Source organism: Acinetobacter sp. FDAARGOS_558 (genome assembly GCF_003937785.1).
GTDB classification, from domain to species: Bacteria; Pseudomonadota; Gammaproteobacteria; order Pseudomonadales; family Moraxellaceae; genus Acinetobacter; species Acinetobacter baumannii.
In genome coordinates, this window is the sequence record NZ_RKJH01000001.1 from 4,069,513 (window position 1) to 4,084,947 (window position 15,435).

General features: G+C 37.7%; 16 protein-coding genes. 6 read left to right on the forward strand and 10 right to left on the reverse strand.

Going from position 1 to position 15,435, the window contains the following annotated elements; translation table 11 throughout:
- Positions 1–186: 186 nt before the first annotated feature.
- Both EGT34_RS19630 and EGT34_RS19635 read right to left on the reverse strand, forming a co-directional pair.
- Positions 187–1,494, reverse strand: coding sequence for a dicarboxylate/amino acid:cation symporter (locus EGT34_RS19630; protein WP_000810600.1), 1,308 nt, complete (start codon positions 1,492–1,494; stop codon positions 187–189).
- A 465-nt stretch (positions 1,495–1,959) separates the two neighbouring features.
- Positions 1,960–3,390: a pyridoxal phosphate-dependent aminotransferase gene (locus EGT34_RS19635; RefSeq protein WP_000078703.1), complete on the reverse strand. Its 1,431-nt coding sequence runs from the start codon at positions 3,388–3,390 to the stop codon at positions 1,960–1,962.
- Between the two features lie 240 nt (positions 3,391–3,630).
- On the opposite strand from EGT34_RS19635, the gene msrB reads away from it, so the two are divergent.
- From msrB to EGT34_RS19655, 4 genes are all read left to right on the forward strand, one after another.
- Entirely contained in the window at positions 3,631–4,050 is a 420-nt protein-coding gene (gene msrB, locus EGT34_RS19640) for a peptide-methionine (R)-S-oxide reductase MsrB (RefSeq protein ID WP_000521160.1), read from the forward strand.
- Positions 4,047–4,532 (forward strand): glutathione peroxidase, encoded by a 486-nt coding sequence (locus EGT34_RS19645; RefSeq protein ID WP_000066032.1) that lies wholly within the window; start codon positions 4,047–4,049, stop codon positions 4,530–4,532. The genes msrB and EGT34_RS19645 overlap by 4 nt, the downstream gene beginning before the upstream one ends.
- A complete protein-coding gene (locus EGT34_RS19650; protein WP_000535304.1) occupies positions 4,532–5,377 on the forward strand; it encodes an AraC family transcriptional regulator in 846 nt (281 codons plus the stop codon). The genes EGT34_RS19645 and EGT34_RS19650 overlap by 1 nt, the downstream gene beginning before the upstream one ends.
- 64 nt (positions 5,378–5,441) lie before the next feature.
- On the forward strand, positions 5,442–6,074 hold the full coding sequence (locus tag EGT34_RS19655; protein ID WP_000451650.1) for a LysE family translocator: 633 nt from the start codon (positions 5,442–5,444) through the stop codon (positions 6,072–6,074).
- Between the two features lie 57 nt (positions 6,075–6,131).
- On the opposite strand, the gene dapC is transcribed toward EGT34_RS19655, so the two are convergent.
- The 6 genes from dapC to EGT34_RS19685 form a co-directional block, all read right to left on the reverse strand.
- Complete coding sequence (dapC, locus tag EGT34_RS19660; RefSeq protein WP_024437436.1) at positions 6,132–7,301, reverse strand: succinyldiaminopimelate transaminase; 1,170 nt, start codon at positions 7,299–7,301, stop codon at positions 6,132–6,134.
- A 25-nt stretch (positions 7,302–7,326) separates the two neighbouring features.
- Entirely contained in the window at positions 7,327–9,990 is a 2,664-nt protein-coding gene (gene glnD, locus EGT34_RS19665; RefSeq protein ID WP_000611178.1) for a [protein-PII] uridylyltransferase, read from the reverse strand.
- 27 nt (positions 9,991–10,017) lie between these two features.
- Positions 10,018–11,235 carry a formate-dependent phosphoribosylglycinamide formyltransferase gene (gene purT, locus EGT34_RS19670; protein WP_085940543.1) on the reverse strand — a complete coding sequence of 406 codons (1,218 nt, stop codon included), beginning with the start codon at positions 11,233–11,235 and terminating at the stop codon, positions 10,018–10,020.
- A 101-nt stretch (positions 11,236–11,336) separates the two neighbouring features.
- On the reverse strand, positions 11,337–11,726 hold the full coding sequence (locus EGT34_RS19675) for a tautomerase family protein (protein WP_000084509.1): 390 nt from the start codon (positions 11,724–11,726) through the stop codon (positions 11,337–11,339).
- 128 nt (positions 11,727–11,854) lie between these two features.
- The gene (ygaH, locus tag EGT34_RS19680; RefSeq protein ID WP_001047284.1) at positions 11,855–12,196 is read right to left on the reverse strand and encodes an L-valine transporter subunit YgaH; all 342 of its coding nucleotides are present in this window, start codon (positions 12,194–12,196) and stop codon (positions 11,855–11,857) included.
- Position 12,197: 1 nt separating this feature from the next.
- Positions 12,198–12,920, reverse strand: coding sequence for an AzlC family ABC transporter permease (locus EGT34_RS19685; protein WP_086241968.1), 723 nt, complete (start codon positions 12,918–12,920; stop codon positions 12,198–12,200).
- 119 nt (positions 12,921–13,039) lie between these two features.
- Here EGT34_RS19685 and EGT34_RS19690 point away from each other — a divergent pair, with 119 nt between their 5' ends.
- A complete protein-coding gene (locus tag EGT34_RS19690; RefSeq protein WP_000477055.1) occupies positions 13,040–13,510 on the forward strand; it encodes a hypothetical protein in 471 nt (156 codons plus the stop codon).
- 72 nt (positions 13,511–13,582) lie between these two features.
- Here EGT34_RS19690 and EGT34_RS19695 read toward each other — a convergent pair whose 3' ends face one another.
- Together EGT34_RS19695 and EGT34_RS19700 are read right to left on the reverse strand one after the other, a co-directional pair.
- Positions 13,583–13,918: a hypothetical protein gene (locus tag EGT34_RS19695; protein WP_000736702.1), complete on the reverse strand. Its 336-nt coding sequence runs from the start codon at positions 13,916–13,918 to the stop codon at positions 13,583–13,585.
- Positions 13,919–14,090: 172 nt separating this feature from the next.
- Positions 14,091–14,798, reverse strand: a complete 708-nt coding sequence (locus EGT34_RS19700) for a Crp/Fnr family transcriptional regulator (protein WP_000342700.1) — start codon at positions 14,796–14,798, stop codon at positions 14,091–14,093.
- 92 nt (positions 14,799–14,890) lie between these two features.
- Between EGT34_RS19700 and EGT34_RS19705 the strand changes: the two genes are divergently transcribed.
- On the forward strand, positions 14,891–15,412 hold the full coding sequence (locus EGT34_RS19705; RefSeq protein WP_000067180.1) for a DUF962 domain-containing protein: 522 nt from the start codon (positions 14,891–14,893) through the stop codon (positions 15,410–15,412).
- Positions 15,413–15,435 lie beyond the last annotated feature (23 nt).

Sequence of the window (15,435 nt, forward strand, 5' to 3'; positions counted from 1 at the left end):
TTTTATTCTGTTTTTAAGGTTTACTTTTAAGAAATTTAATAGGAATTAAAATCCGTAATTTGGCCTATTATTTAATATAGAAATACTGATAACTTTTTATTGTTTAGTTTTGAAGAAAAAAAAGAGCAATTTTATAAGGTCGTATAAAATTGCTCTTAAGTTGGGAGAGTGGGAGAAAAAGGAAACTTAAGCGATTGTTTGTTCTTGAGTTGATTTAATTAATACAGGCTCTGGTAATTCTTCAGTATCTGCCACTTTATCGCCTTCAAGTTTGGCAACAACTGCAGTCGCAATACTATTACCTACTACGTTTGTTGCAGTACGGCCCATATCAAGGAACTGATCAATACCAAGCAATAATAGAATGCCGGCTTCAGGCAAATGGAACATTGTGAGTGTTGCCGAGATAACCACAATAGAAGCTCTTGAAACACCCGCAATACCTTTACTTGTCACCATAAGCGTTAACAAAATCAAGATTTGTTGAGTGAAGCTCAGATCAATATTGTAAGCTTGGGCGATAAAGAGTACCGCAAAGGTGGTGTACATCATCGAACCATCAAGGTTAAATGAATAACCCAAAGGTAAAACGAAGCTAGTTACTTTTTTAGGCACGCCGAACTTATTTAAAGCATCCATAACTTTAGGATAGGCTGATTCACTTGAAGCTGTAGCAAAGGCAAGTGTTACAGGTTCACGAATCAATTTACCTAAACGGAAGATATCTTTTTTAAGTACGATTGCGCCAACAGAGAACAAAATGACCCAAAGTAATAGCAGACCGAAGTAGAATTCTGCGATTAAAATGCCATAATCAACAATTAAGCCTAAGCCTTGTACTGTAATTGCTGAAGCGATTGCAGCAAATACTGCAAAAGGTGCGAACGTCATTACGTAGTCAGTAATGCGAAACATGATTTTACTGAGTTCATCAGTTAAGCGAATGATAACTGAGTCTTTTTCTTTGCCCTGATTTACAAAAGCAAGAGCTGAACCAAAGAAAATAGAGAAAACAAGGACTTGTAAAATATCATTGTTCGCCATTGCTTCTGCAATGCTGCGTGGGAACACGTGACTCAAGAATGATTGCAAGGTAAAACCAGTAGTTGTTGGGAGAGAAGAACTACTAAGTTGTTGAGCTGTTGGTAATGCTAGGTCTAGCGCCGCGCCAGGTTGGAAAAAGTTTGCTAAACCCATACCGATGGCAAGTGAGACAAACGAAGCGGTAATAAACCAAGTCATTGACTTGAGTGTAATGCTACCAATTGAAGTTGATTTGCCCATTGACACAATGCCACACACAATTGTAGCAAATACCAATGGGGCAATAATCATTTTGATGAGACGTAAAAAGATATCTGTGACGATGTTGAAATAAGAAGCGATTTGCTTCAGTTGCTCGCCTTCATTAAAGAAGTGATGACAGATCCAACCCGTCAATACTCCTAGTAAAATAGCAACTACAATATACTTGAGCAATTTCTTTTGCTTCATAGGAACCTCTATCCTTTGGGTTCAATCATCTTTTAGATGGGATAACGATGATTGAAAGCTTTCCTTGTAGTTCAGTTCGGTCCTGTAACTGATTTCATCTTCCTAAATTTGCATCAGTATTAACCGAATCGAATATGGTGATGTTGTTATGGGAAGGGATTGTTGCTCGATTTTGAAGCAGTGTGAAATGCAAAAAAATATCAACTTATGCATTTTTTGCATAATAACGAAAGGAGGAATAGGGGATAAATATAGTAATTTAAACGTTTGGTAAAAAAATATGGATGAGGTTTTTTGAGAAAATAATTCTTATATATTATTTTTAAAAGTTTATATTATTCAGTATATTAATTTGGTTTATTGATCTGATTAAAATAGGTGATATTAGTTTTTAAATAATTATTTAAATGATGTAAAAATAAAAAAAGCACCTAATTTAAGATGCCTTTTTTATTATGCATTTTTTTAACGGCGATTGGCCAAGAAACGACCTAAACGACCAATTGCTTCACGTAATTCGTTTTCTGCCGGTAAGAAAACAACACGGAAATGGTCTGGTGTTGGCCAGTTAAAACCTGTTCCTTGAACTAATAGTACTTTTTCAGCACGAAGTAAATCTAACATTAACTTTTCATCATCTTCGATTGGGTAAATGTTAGGATCAAGACGCGGGAAACAATACATTGCGCCTTCTGGTTTAACACAGCTTACCCCAGGAATTTCATTTAACATTTCCCATGCGATATTACGCTGTTCATATAAACGTCCACCTGGTCGGATCAAGTCATTAATAGACTGATAGCCACCAAGCGCTGTTTGAATTGCATACTGAGCTTGTACGTTTGCACATAAACGCATTGAAGCTAACATATCCAGACCTTCGATATAGTCTGCTGCACGGCTCTTATCGCCTGTGATTGCCATCCAGCCTGAACGGAAACCAGCAATACGATATGCTTTTGATAGCCCATTGAAAGAAATACATAATTGGTCGCCTGCTAAAGAAGCAACAGCAACATGTTCAATGCCATCGTAAACGATTTTGTCGTAAATTTCGTCAGCAAATAAAATCAGGTCATGTTTCTTTGCAAGTGCCACAATTTGCTCAAGCACATGACGTGGATATACCGAACCAGTTGGGTTGTTCGGATTGATAATGACAATACCACGTGTGTTTGAAGTAATTTTACTTTCAATATCGGCAATATCAGGATACCAACTGTTTTCTTCATCACACTTATAGTGAATCGCTGTACCGCCCGACAGGTTAACGGCAGCTGTCCATAGCGGATAGTCCGGCATCGGAATGAGCATTTCATCACCATCATCGAGTAGGCCTTGCATAGCCATGACAATGAGTTCAGATACACCATTACCGATATACACGTCATTAACGTGCATATTTAAGATGCCTTTTTGCTGGTAGTACTGGCAGATTGCTTTACGTGCCGGAAAGATACCTTTTGAATCTACATAACCAATTGCATTTGGTAGGTTTAAAGCAACGTCATTAATAATTTCTTGTGGTGCTTCAAAACCAAATGGGGCAGGGTTGCCGATATTCAGCTTAATGATTTTATGTCCTTGCTCTTCCATTTCATTGGCGGCTCGTAATACTGGTCCGCGAATGTCATAACAAACATGCTCAAGCTTCGATGATTTTTTAATTTCTCGTGAAGTTGGCATGGATTGGAGAGTAGCAGTATTTTTAGACATAGCTGGATTCACTTTTGCATATCGGTATAAATAACTTTTAAATGTTTTGACTGTTACCAAATTCAGATCATGTTGATCTTTAAGTAATTCAACAATTTTTTCATGGGTAAAGCCCGATTGCTGATACTGTTTGATAACTGGTAATAGTTGCTGGAAAAGCACACTTTTTTTCTGAGACATGTTTTGTCCTATACAACCGTGCCACACAAGAATAGCACCATCTTTGCTTCCTTAAAAGGAAATAAAATAAAAAATTGCTTTCTTTTGTTTTTGTATTTTGCTTACTTTTTGCTTTCTGTTACTTAGATGTTTAAAATCCAACAAATTTTACGTTCAGAGACTAGTGTTTTTTTGATGAATGGCGTAAATATAAAATACGATTATCAATTTATGTTTACATCAGAATAAAAGGTGCAGGTCATGGGAAAAGTTAATAAAACAGACCGAGAATGGCAAAGAGAGTTATCACCTGAAGAATATCGGATAACGCGACAAAAGGGCACTGAACCAGCATTTACGGGGCAATACTGGAATACTAAGCAACATGGCACATATGTTTGTCGTTGTTGTGGCGCGGAATTGTTTTCGTCAGATGCAAAATACGATAGCGGTTGTGGTTGGCCAAGTTTCTTTCGCCCTCTGAATGGAAGCGTTATTGATGAACATGAAGATTTAACGCATGGTATGGTCAGAACGGAAATTGTTTGTCATGATTGCGAAGCTCATCTTGGGCATGTTTTTGAAGATGGACCACAGCCGACAGGTTTGCGCTACTGTGTGAACTCGGCATCATTACAACTGAAAACACAAGAAAAAAATGATGAGGAAACCTATCCATGAGTAACATTTATCAGTTTGAAGCTGAATTGTTAGAGGGAGATATTAAACAATTCGCTGATTACAAAGGTAAAGTTTTATTAATTGTAAATACTGCAAGTAAATGTGGTTTTACTCCACAGTTTGCGGGCCTCGAAAAACTTTATGAAAAATATAAAGACCAAGGTTTAGAAGTTTTAGGTTTTCCCTGCAATCAGTTTGGTGGGCAAGATCCCGGAAGCAATAAAGAGATAGGTACATTCTGCCAGCGTAACTATGGAGTGAAATTCCCTATGTTTGCCAAAGTAGATGTAAAAGGTCCTGAAGCTCATGTGATCTTTAGATATTTAACCCGTGAAGCAAAAGGAATTTTAGGAAGCAGTACTATTAAATGGAACTTTACCAAGTTTTTAGTTGGTAAAGATGGTTCGGTTTTAAATCGTTATGCGCCAACAACCAAGCCTGAAGCATTGGAAGCTGATATTGAAAAAGCATTAGCGAGTTAATGGGTTCAATGAACGCTATTCCTCAAACTTTCGAGTTTTGGCAAGATCGGCGAATGCCTTATGTGGAAACCCGAAGGTCATGTTTTGGCAGAACATGTTATAAGTCTCATAGCCATCCAACATTTTCAATTGGTGCTATAGATGAGGGGAATAGTGTTTTTCAAAGTTCTTTTGGCACTGCACAAAAGATCTCGGCGGGTACATTAGTTATTGTGCCCGCACATGTTGAGCATTCATGTAATCCTATGCCAAATCAGGCATGGAGTTACCAGATGCTTCATTTAGATCTAGCATGGTTAAATCAACTGTATTCAGAATTTCAAGAGCAAGGTCTTGATTTACATATACCTCAGCATAAGCCGCTCATTATAAAAGACGAATTTTTATATGAAGCTTTTACTGAAATGAATGAGACATTATTTGATGCGCAAAAATTAATTTTTGAAAAAGAGCAGTCTCTTCTCCATTGCCTGATTCATTTGTTATTACCTCATTTTATTTTAGAAGAAATACAAAAGCCTCAATATTTATATAAAGACTTTTTAAATCTGATCGATGTGATTTCATCCTCAGAGGTTTTTATTTCTTTAGAAGAACTTGCTCAACGAGTAGGTTTAAGCAGATATGCAATCATACGTTTATTCAAAGCAAATGTAGGTTTAACTCCACATGCATTTCAAATTAACTTAAAGATTAATCAGGCTCGAGAGCAGCTCAAACAAGGCGTGCCACTTGCCGAATTGGCTGTAAATTTAGGTTTTAGTGATCAAAGTCATTTCCATAAAGCTTTTAAAGCACATACAGGGGTAACTCCTCGGCAGTTCCAGCTCGCAGCCGCGCAATAATTTACAAGAAATTGTTTAGCTCTATTTTTAAGATTTTCCAGACTGTTTTACAGATGAAGCTGTTATGGAAGTTTTTTTATTTATTGCATTTACTCATTTTTTAGCACTCTTATCACCGGGTCCAGATTTCTTTCTTATTCTCACTAGTCTTCTACAAAAAGGACGCCGTTATACATATGGTATTGTTCTAGGAATCACTTTGGGAAATGCTTTAATTCTGGCTGGATGCCTGTTTAGTTTTATGTTGCTTGGAAATCTAAGTAGTATTTTACTTTTAATATTTAAATGGCTTGGCGCTTTGTATTTGGCTTATTTGAGTTTCCTTTGTTTTAATGCAGCCCGATCTACAGTTCTAAATTTCTCAACCGATGTAAATAATTTAAGTGATCAGGTAGAAGATAAGCACAACAAAATTAAAAGCTTGATGTTAGGTTTACAATCGAGTCTTCTAAATCCAAAAAATATTATGTTTTATAGTAGCTTAATGCTGCTTATACAACATAAATTTAGTTTATTTCAAAAACTGCTTATGAGTGTATGGATGGTCGGTGTGGTTTTAATCTGGAATATCATATTGGTTAAACTGCTGGCCGATGAACGAATCTTAGTCAAAATTAAGCGCTCTGCAACAGGTTTATATTATTGTTCTGCGGTAGCTTTTATTCTTTTTGCTGTGCTTTTGATTACATATAAATAGTGTTATAGCCCAGTTGTACAACCTGAGTAATAGGCTGTACAACTGCTAAGAAGAGGCTTACAAAATCGCTTTTAAACGCTTAACTACTTCTTCACATTGAGCTAAATCTGCCACTAACGCCATACGTACATGGTTAGCTCCAGGGTTACCTTGTTCGGTATCACGAGATAAATAACGGCCCGGTAAGACTTTAATATGTGCTTTTTCCATCAGCATTTTGGCAAAAGTTTCATCATTATCCACTTTTAACCAATAGTAAAAACCAGCATCTGGTTTTTGTAATGGAAGCAAATGACCTAGCTCAGATTGAAATAAGTCAAATTTTGCACGATATTGCTTACGGTTTTCTTCAACATGGCTTTCATCATTCCATGCTGCAATTGAGGCAAGCTGATGTTGTACTGGCATTGCTGCGCCGTGATAGGTACGGTATTGCAAATATGGCTTTAATAAAGCAGCATCGCCCGCTACAAAACCTGAACGCATACCTGGTAAATTTGAGCGTTTTGAAAGTGAATGAAAAACGATACAGTTTTTGTAGTCATCACGGCCAAGTTCCGCACATACTTCTAATAAACCCGTAGGAGCTTGGTCAAACCAAAGTTCTGAATAGCATTCATCAGACGCAATAACGAAATTATATTGATCAGATAAGTCAATCAGCTTTTTAAATTGTTCTTTAGAAAGCACAGTACCTGTTGGGTTACCCGGTGTACATACAAAAAGAAGGGCTGTCTTTTCCCAAACTTCTGCTGGCACAGCATCAAAGTCACCTAAATAGCCATTTTCTTCTGTGCAATTAATAAAGTATGGCTTTGCACCTGCGAGTAAAGCAGCACCTTCATAAATTTGATAAAACGGGTTCGGCATTACCACATACGGTGCATCTTCACGGTTAATTAATGCTTGAACAAAAGAGAAAATTCCTTCACGCGTACCAGACACTGGCAAAATGTGGTTTTCAGCGCTAATACTGTTAAGTTTAAAGCGTTTAGTTAGCCAGTCTGCAATACTCTGGCGAAGCTCAGGTAAGCCTTTGCTGTTTGGATAAGTGGATAGATGATTAAAGTTATCAATAATAGCCTGTTTAACAAACTCTGGTGCTGGGTGCTTCGGTTCGCCAATTGATAGAGGAATCAAGGGAAGGTTAGCAGGAGTAGTATCCTTAAAAAGTTGGTTTAACTTTTCAAATGGATACGGGTGTAATAACGACAAGCTAGAGTTCATTAAACAGTTACCAAGTAGTTGAGTTTCAGTGCTGACAAATTTGATTAGATGCTTCATCTAATGCAGCTTTCAGTTTTTCCGAGAAGAGTTTGACCTCTTCGTTATTCAGCGGTTTACCATCTTTTTTGGTGACAAAGAAAATATCTTCGGCACGTTCACCTAAAGTTGCAATTCGGGCTGAATGGATGTCTAAACCTTGCATCATAAATAAACCACCCACGCGTGCAAGTAGGCCAGGGTGATCGAGTGTTGAAATTTCGACCATATTTTGCTGTAAGGCTTCATTTAATGTTACGTCGACTGTATTTTCGATATCGAAGTGACGTAATTGACGCGGAATACGGCGTTGCATGAGTCCTGGGTATTGGTCTGGTTGGCTAAGCGCCTTCACTAATGCATTTTTAACGGTTTCTTCACGTTCTGGGTCGGTAAGCAATGTACCGAAACGATCGAGTACAACATAAGTGTCTAAGCTAAATGCTGTACTTGCTGTGATAATTTTTGCGTCCTGAACGTCTAGGTTCATTCGGTCTAAAACAGCAACAGTAGTAGCAAATAGGTTAGGTTGGTCACGTGTATAAATAAAGATTTGCACCGCATCTTGAGCTGCTTTACGGTGGGCACGCAAGAGGACTAATGGCTCTGGATTATCACCATGTTTTAAAATTGCTTGTGTATGCCATGCAATTTCATCTGCCGACTCTTTAATGAAGTATTCATCACCAAGTTCTTGCCATACTTTTTCGACATCAGCCAATGCAAAGTTATTTACCAGTAATTCACTTGCTGCAAATTTGGTGTCTTCAATTAACATTTGGTAGTCAACAGGACGACCTAAACCTGTACGGATTACATCACGGGCATGCGTATAAAGTTGACGCATAAGCGATGCGCGCCATGTGTTCCAAAGTTTTGGATTTGTGGCGTTAATATCTGCAACTGTTAAAGTGTAGAGATAATCAAGATGCTCCATGTCACCAAGTTTTTCTGCAAAATCTTTCACGACGTCAGGATCAGAAATATCTTTTTTCTGAGCTGTGAGTGACATGAGCAAATGGTTTTGAATAAGCCATGCAATTAATTTGCATTCACGCTCTGTAAAGCCATGTGCACGTCCAAACTCAATCGCGTCTTCTGCGCCAAGTTCACTATGGTCACCACCACGGCCTTTTGCGATGTCGTGGAATAAAGCAGCAATAAAGACAATATCTTGACGAGCAAGACGTTGGAAAACCGAACTTACTACAGGGAATTCTTTGGCAAATTCAGGTTCTCTAAAACGATTTAAATTACGCAGCAATAATAAGGTGTGAGCATCGACCGTATAGATATGAAATAGGTCATATTGCATAAGACCCATAATTTGGCCAAAAGCAGGAATATAGTTTCCTAACACACCATAACGTTTCATCGCGACCAAGGTATCGTATAGTCGATATGGTGAGCGAATAATCGACATAAATAGTGCTTGATGCTCTGGGTTATCACGATAACTTTGGTTAATTCGTTTCGCAGCAAGAATAAGTAAGCGTAAAGTACGAGCGCGAATACCTTCAATATCTGGTCGATTGGCTAAAATATAGAACAACTCTAAAATCGCGCTTGGATGCTCTGCAAAAATTTTATGATGCTGTACTGCAAGTTTATTGTCGACAATCTTAAAGTGATCGTTCACAACTTCAATTTTGCGTTCATAGTTGGGGAGTCGAGGAGTAATGACAGACTCACTAAAATACGCCAGCAACATTTCATTGAGTGTTGAAACCTGCTGCGCCGTACGGTAATAGCGTTTCATGAATTGCTCAACGCCGTAATTTACAGGTTGGCCTTCTTGACGAACGTAACCAAATTTAGCAGCAATTTCTCTTTGGTGGTCAAAGAGTAAACGGTTTTCATCACGTTTGGCTAAACGGTGTAAATGATGTCGAATTTCCCAAAGAAAGCTTTCAGCTTCTTCTAAAACAGCCAATTCAAACTCTGAAATGAAACCTAAATGCACTAAGTCATAGATACGGTTCACACGGAAGTGGCGTTTGGCAATCCAACCAATTTGATTAATGTCACGAATACCGCCCGGTGCATTTTTAATGTCAGGTTCTAAATTACTTTCGGTATTATTGTGTTGGTGATAACGCTTGGCTTGTTCAGCCATTTTTGCGTCATAAAATGTTTTGTCTGTCCATGTCTGTGAAACAATACGGCGAGGCCATTTCGCAAGTTGCGTATTGCCCGTGATTAAACGCGCTTCAATTAATGTAGTGGCAACAGTTAAATCGGTAGCGGCTTGTTCAACACAGCTTTGAATGGTGCGAACACTAATACCTGGTTTGAAATTTCCTACATCCCATAAAGAGGAAATAAATGTAGAGATACGTTTTTCATTTTCTTCACTGATTTCATCTTCAGACAAAATCATGATATCTACATCAGAATAGGGCAGCATTTCACGGCGCCCGTAACCACCTACTGCAAAAAGACCTAGTTTTGACTGGTCAAGTTCTGCATGTTTCCATAAAAAGACGAGCGCTTCATCTACTAAATCTGAACGAGCTTTAATGATTTCTCGAATAGATTGCCCATTTTCATATGAATCTTGCAATTGCTTTTCTACATCCGTTCGCCACTGATTAATGGCTTTAATATCATGATGACTTGAGACATAGTTCAGCAATGGCGATGTATTGATCATGAAAATGGGTCTACCAATAAGTAAAAATTAAGAGTTAGTTTGAACGCTTACTTGATCAGCGGTTTCTTTCGCTAAAGTACGGGCAAGATCAGTATTTTCAGCGCGAGCAGTTGCCACACCCATACGACGACGTTTGAAGCCTTCTGGTTTACCAAACAAACGTAAGTCGGTATCTGGATGAGCTAAAGCCACATTCAGATTGCTATAACTTAAATTGTTAGCATCAACTCCAGCATAAATTACCGCACTTGCGGCAACACTGTGACGTGCTGTATTTACAGGTAAGCCTAAAATTGCACGTGCATGTAATTCAAATTCACTTTGAAATTGAGATGCTAAAGTGACGAGGCCTGTATCATGTGGACGAGGTGAAACCTCACTAAACCAAACCTTGTCGCCTTTAATAAACAGTTCTACACCAAAAATACCACAGCCACCAAGTGCTGTAGTCACTTTATTTGCAATACGTTTGGCTTCCTCGAGTGCTGCAGGAGTCATGGGTTGTGGTTGCCAGCTTTCGACATAGTCGCCTGCATCTTGGCGATGACCAATTGGGTCACAGTAGTGAGTTTCAATTTCACCTGTTTCAGGGTTTTTAGCGCGAACGGTAAGGAGTGTAATTTCAAAGTCAAAATCAATTTGAGACTCGATAATAACAGTGCCTTGGTTAACACGACCACCTTGCATCGCATATTCCCAAGCAGCATCGACTTCATCGAAACTTTTTACACGAGACTGGCCTTTACCTGAAGATGACATGACCGGTTTTACAAAGTTTGGATAACCAATGTCATCACAAGCAGCGCGGAAGCTTTCGAGCGTATCAGCAAAACGATAAGCAGATGTAGGTAAACCAAGTTCTTCAGCCGCAAGACGGCGAATACCTTCACGGTTCATGGTCAGGTTTACAGCTTTAGCAGATGGGATGACTGTTGCAGTTTTATTTGCTTCAATTTCCAGTAAAACTTCTGTCGCAATCGCTTCAATTTCTGGAACAATTAAATTTGGTTTAACTTTTTCAATGAGTTGTTTTAATTGGGCTGGATCTGCCATGTTTAACACATAAGAAAAATGTGCTACTTGCATAGCTGGAGCATGATCATAACGGTCGGCTGCATGTACTTCTACACCAAGGCGTTGTAGGGAAATTACAACTTCTTTGCCAAGCTCTCCTGAACCTAACAATAAAACTTTAAATGCAGAAGATTGAAGTGGGGTACCGAGTGTCACGCTCATGCGAATCATCCTGACAAAATTATTTTTTTAAGCATAGCAGAACTTAGGGTGGAGTTAAGCCTTATCATGCATAAAAAAGTAATTTTGTCGGACAATTAAAAAAGTAGTTTTTAGATATTAACCTGATAGTTTAAAAGCAATTCATCTGCATTTTTACCACGGATGCCCCAATTTTCTTTAGGTGTTTCAAAAATGGTAATTTCAATGTCCTGAGGTGCAATTTTGCATTGCTCTTCAATATTGCGAAATAAGGTTTGAATAAGTTGCTTTTTAGTGGCTGGACTGCGGCCTGCAAACATTGAAAGTTCGATGATAATGTAATGTTGGCTTCTGTCAGATGGATAAATAAAATTCTCAGGTTTAAGACTAATGAAGCGTTGAAATCTTTTCTCGACGGGATACTTCAATTCTTCAATAAGTGCTTGATGGATCGCATGAGAGAGCAGTTCGCGATACTGAATAATGGTTCGTTCATTTGCATAAATTTTAACTTGTGACATTTTTATCTCTAATCGCTAGATGGATTTATCTTCTAATAAATTTCAAAAATGAGTTTTTATGCTAGAAGTTATTATTCTTAATCACTTCTAGCATTTATATATTATATAAGGTTGATCAGTTTATCTATTTATAAAGGTAAATAAGTATAGATAAGGCCATAAACGATTGCGGCTGTTAAGGTGGCAGGAACAATTTTCTTAAATTTAAAATAAAGACCAGCTAGAACCATAAAACCGATAAGCATTGCTAAACTCTTATTTGGGGTTTCAAGTAAAGGTGGAAGGGTTGCAACCACAAGCATGGCGCTAATCGCAGATATACCAATACTTCCTAAAGCGATTTTTAACCAGATTGAGCCGCGTCTTTGTTGGTTGCCCTGTAGTTTTTGTATTACGAAAAATGGTCCGAAGCGTGAAGCAAAATTAGCAATACCCACAATGATGCCGACCAAAATAATTTCTAGGTTCATATTAACCTTCAACCTCATCAAATTGTTTCAGCACATAATATTTAAATAGACCTGCTAAAATGCCTGAAAGAATGCCAATAAAGATAGCCGCTGATAAGTTAATGCAATAACATGCCAAAGCTGACACCACTAACGATACAGCAACTACAAGGCTATGCTTTCGTTCAAATGCCGCTAATAAAAAACTTAAAAATAAAGCAGGTAATAAGAAATCTAAAGCTGCTTGTAAAAACTTTGGAAGGTGTGCGACTTGATCTGCAAATAACCCGCCTAATAATGAACCACTTGCCCAAGACATCCAGCTAAATAGACTTAAGCCCAACATCCAAGACTCGGACCATTGTTGTCTGCGCTGTGAAAGTTGGATCATACCACTGGCAAAAACTTCGTCCGTTAAACCCCAAGCCCAAACGGCTGTCTTCTTTAAATTTAATTTAGTGGGAATTAAATTATAAAGAGCAGGCCCATAAAGTACATGTCGTATATCAAGTGCAATGACTGTTAAGGCGGTTAACCATATAGAAGAACCACTTGCTAAAAGTGCGACCACTAAAAATTGGCTTGCCCCTGCATACATGGAACAAGAAAGAAAAAATGCTTCCCATGGGCTAAAACCAAATTGAGATGCAGAAACGCCAAAGGCAAAAGAAACTGGTAAGTAGGTGAGAACGATGGCTTGACTATCTTTGGCACCTTGCCAAAAAGTTGCTGTTTGAGCAGCCATCTGTTGTTGATTTGACACAATACACCTTGGCAGTAAACCAATTATAAAAACTTGAAAGATTGAGTATTGTAGCCGAATTTAATAGCATAGTGCCGAAATGTTTAATTCGGCAGTTTGATATGTTCAAATCAAAGACTCGTTTAGTTTATATCGCCATCCTGAGTGCGAGCGTATTTATATTGCAAGGTTGTGATAATGGCAATCAGAGCTCAGATAAAAAAGTAGAAATTAAACCAGCGCCGAAATTAACGAATGATGCGACAGTTTATGCAAAAAAGGCATGGACATTAATCAATACTGTTGATCATTTAGTTTATGAAAAACAGCTCAGTCAAATTAATGATAATGTTCGTAAACCACTACGTCAGCTCAGTACAGACTGGCGTATTAATGTAAAAATGACAGATTCGGTCACTGAAGGAAAATATGCGCTTTGCCGTAAAGCTTTAACGAGTCTAGATGTATGGGCGCGCGAAACGCTTGAAAATAATAGTTCGGTTGCTCAAAAACAGGCAGATTATGAGCACGATAAACAACAGTGTAAGGAAGCGATTGAAAATCCGAATTTAGGAAACACATCTCCTAAATAAAGCCTATACATATAAAAAAGCGAGATGATCAATCTCGCTTTTTTGCTTTAAACGATAATGGGTGAATGATAATTACGGTTTTGTTGCAGCTTTAGCTGTGTTGGCAGTTTTTACAGCATCTTGCTTCATTTGGTGAGTCATTTGATGTGATTCATGTTGTGCATGAGTCGCACTGGTCATTGCATCATGCTTTTGCATGGTTAAGTCTTTTTTAACTTCCTGTTTAGTTTTAGTTGCCTCTTTCTTTACTTTTTGAGCTGTAGCTTTTCCATGTACCGCTACACATTTTCCACCTTTGTGATTTGGTCCAGTACCGCCTTGTAGTTGAGTTCCTTTTGGACATGCAAATGCCGAAACACTTAACATAGCCAATACGCCTGCTGTAAGAATTGTTGATAATTTTTTCATGTTAATCAGCGCCTTGTTGAGTATTATTGCTCAGCTTGAGTGTAAGGTGAAAAATTCTGCTTTAAAACATTTATTTTGTGGAAATAGAGTTTGAACAATGTTTTGATTTGCAGTGTTATCTAATTTTTTAATTTAATTTTAAGTTTTTATTATATAGCAGCGTTTCTTACAATTATGAATGAACTTGAGCAATTACTTTTAGTTTTTCAATATCTAAAATCTCAATTTTTCTAAAAGCAATTTTAATAATATTCTGTTTTTCAAGTAGGCTCAATTCATGGTTGATCGTCTGCCTAGATGTAGTCAGCATGTTGGCTAATTGCTCTTGAGAAATCTGAATGTGATGATCTTGAATAAGAATATGGTTACCGTATCCTTCTAAAATGAACAGAAGACGTTGTGCCAGCCTTTGAGAAATACTGCGTGTTTGTATCGCAATCTGTTCTAAGAAAACGTACCTGAGTTTTTGGCTAGTTAAACGTGCAAAATAATACCAATAATATGGATGTTCTTTTAGTAGCTCATTTAATGGTTTTGCAGGAATATGCAGAACTATACTTTTTTTCAAAGCAATCGCGTCGTGTGACCGTGGCTCATGATCAATTAAAGATATTTCACCGAACCACATAATCGGCTCAGCAATTGCAGAAAGTGCTTCATTACCATTTACATCGACATAACCTAAGCTAATTGAGCCTTCAAGGACGGTATAAATACCATCAAACTCATCTTGAGCGTGGAAAACGTAGCTATTTTTCTCAAAGGTGATTTGCTTGCCATGTTCTAAAATAAACTTTTGGAATGCTTCCGGAAGCACACTAAACCATGTGTTTTCTTTTAATCGGGTAATATAAATTAGGTCCAATATTCGGTCATCCATGAAAAAATTCATTACTTTGTCAATTAGCTGACAACTTTAAATTTTCCTTATTTGTACAGTATGACTATAGTTAAGTGAATAGGGAATAACTCATGTCAAATCTGGAGCAGAAACTGAGCCAATATGCGGCTTATCATTTAAATCATCAAAATATTTTGACGCATTTTATAGGCATTCCACTCATCGTGTTTTCAATTTTATGTTTAACAGCGAGGGCAGGAATCGATATTGGTAATTTTAAAGTTACTTTAGCTATGGTACTGATTGCAGCTAGTACGATCTATTATTTATTTCTAGATAAAGTTTTTGGTTTACTCATGCTCATGATATTGGTTGCTGTGTATCCACTAGCGAGCCAAATTGCCGAACTTTCTTTAGGACAATGGTTGGCTGCAAGTATTGGTTTCTTTGTTGTGGGATGGGCTTTTCAGTTTGTGGGGCATTATTTTGAAAAGAAAAAACCTGCTTTTGTTGATGATGTGATTGGACTCGCGATAGGACCGTTATTTGTATTGGCAGAATTTATATTTATGTTAGGCTTTAGAAGGCCTTTACATGAGCGAATTTTACAAGAGGCGCGCAGTAAACGAGAGATGATGGATTTAAGCCATTAAATATAAAAAAGCCCCAATCTAGT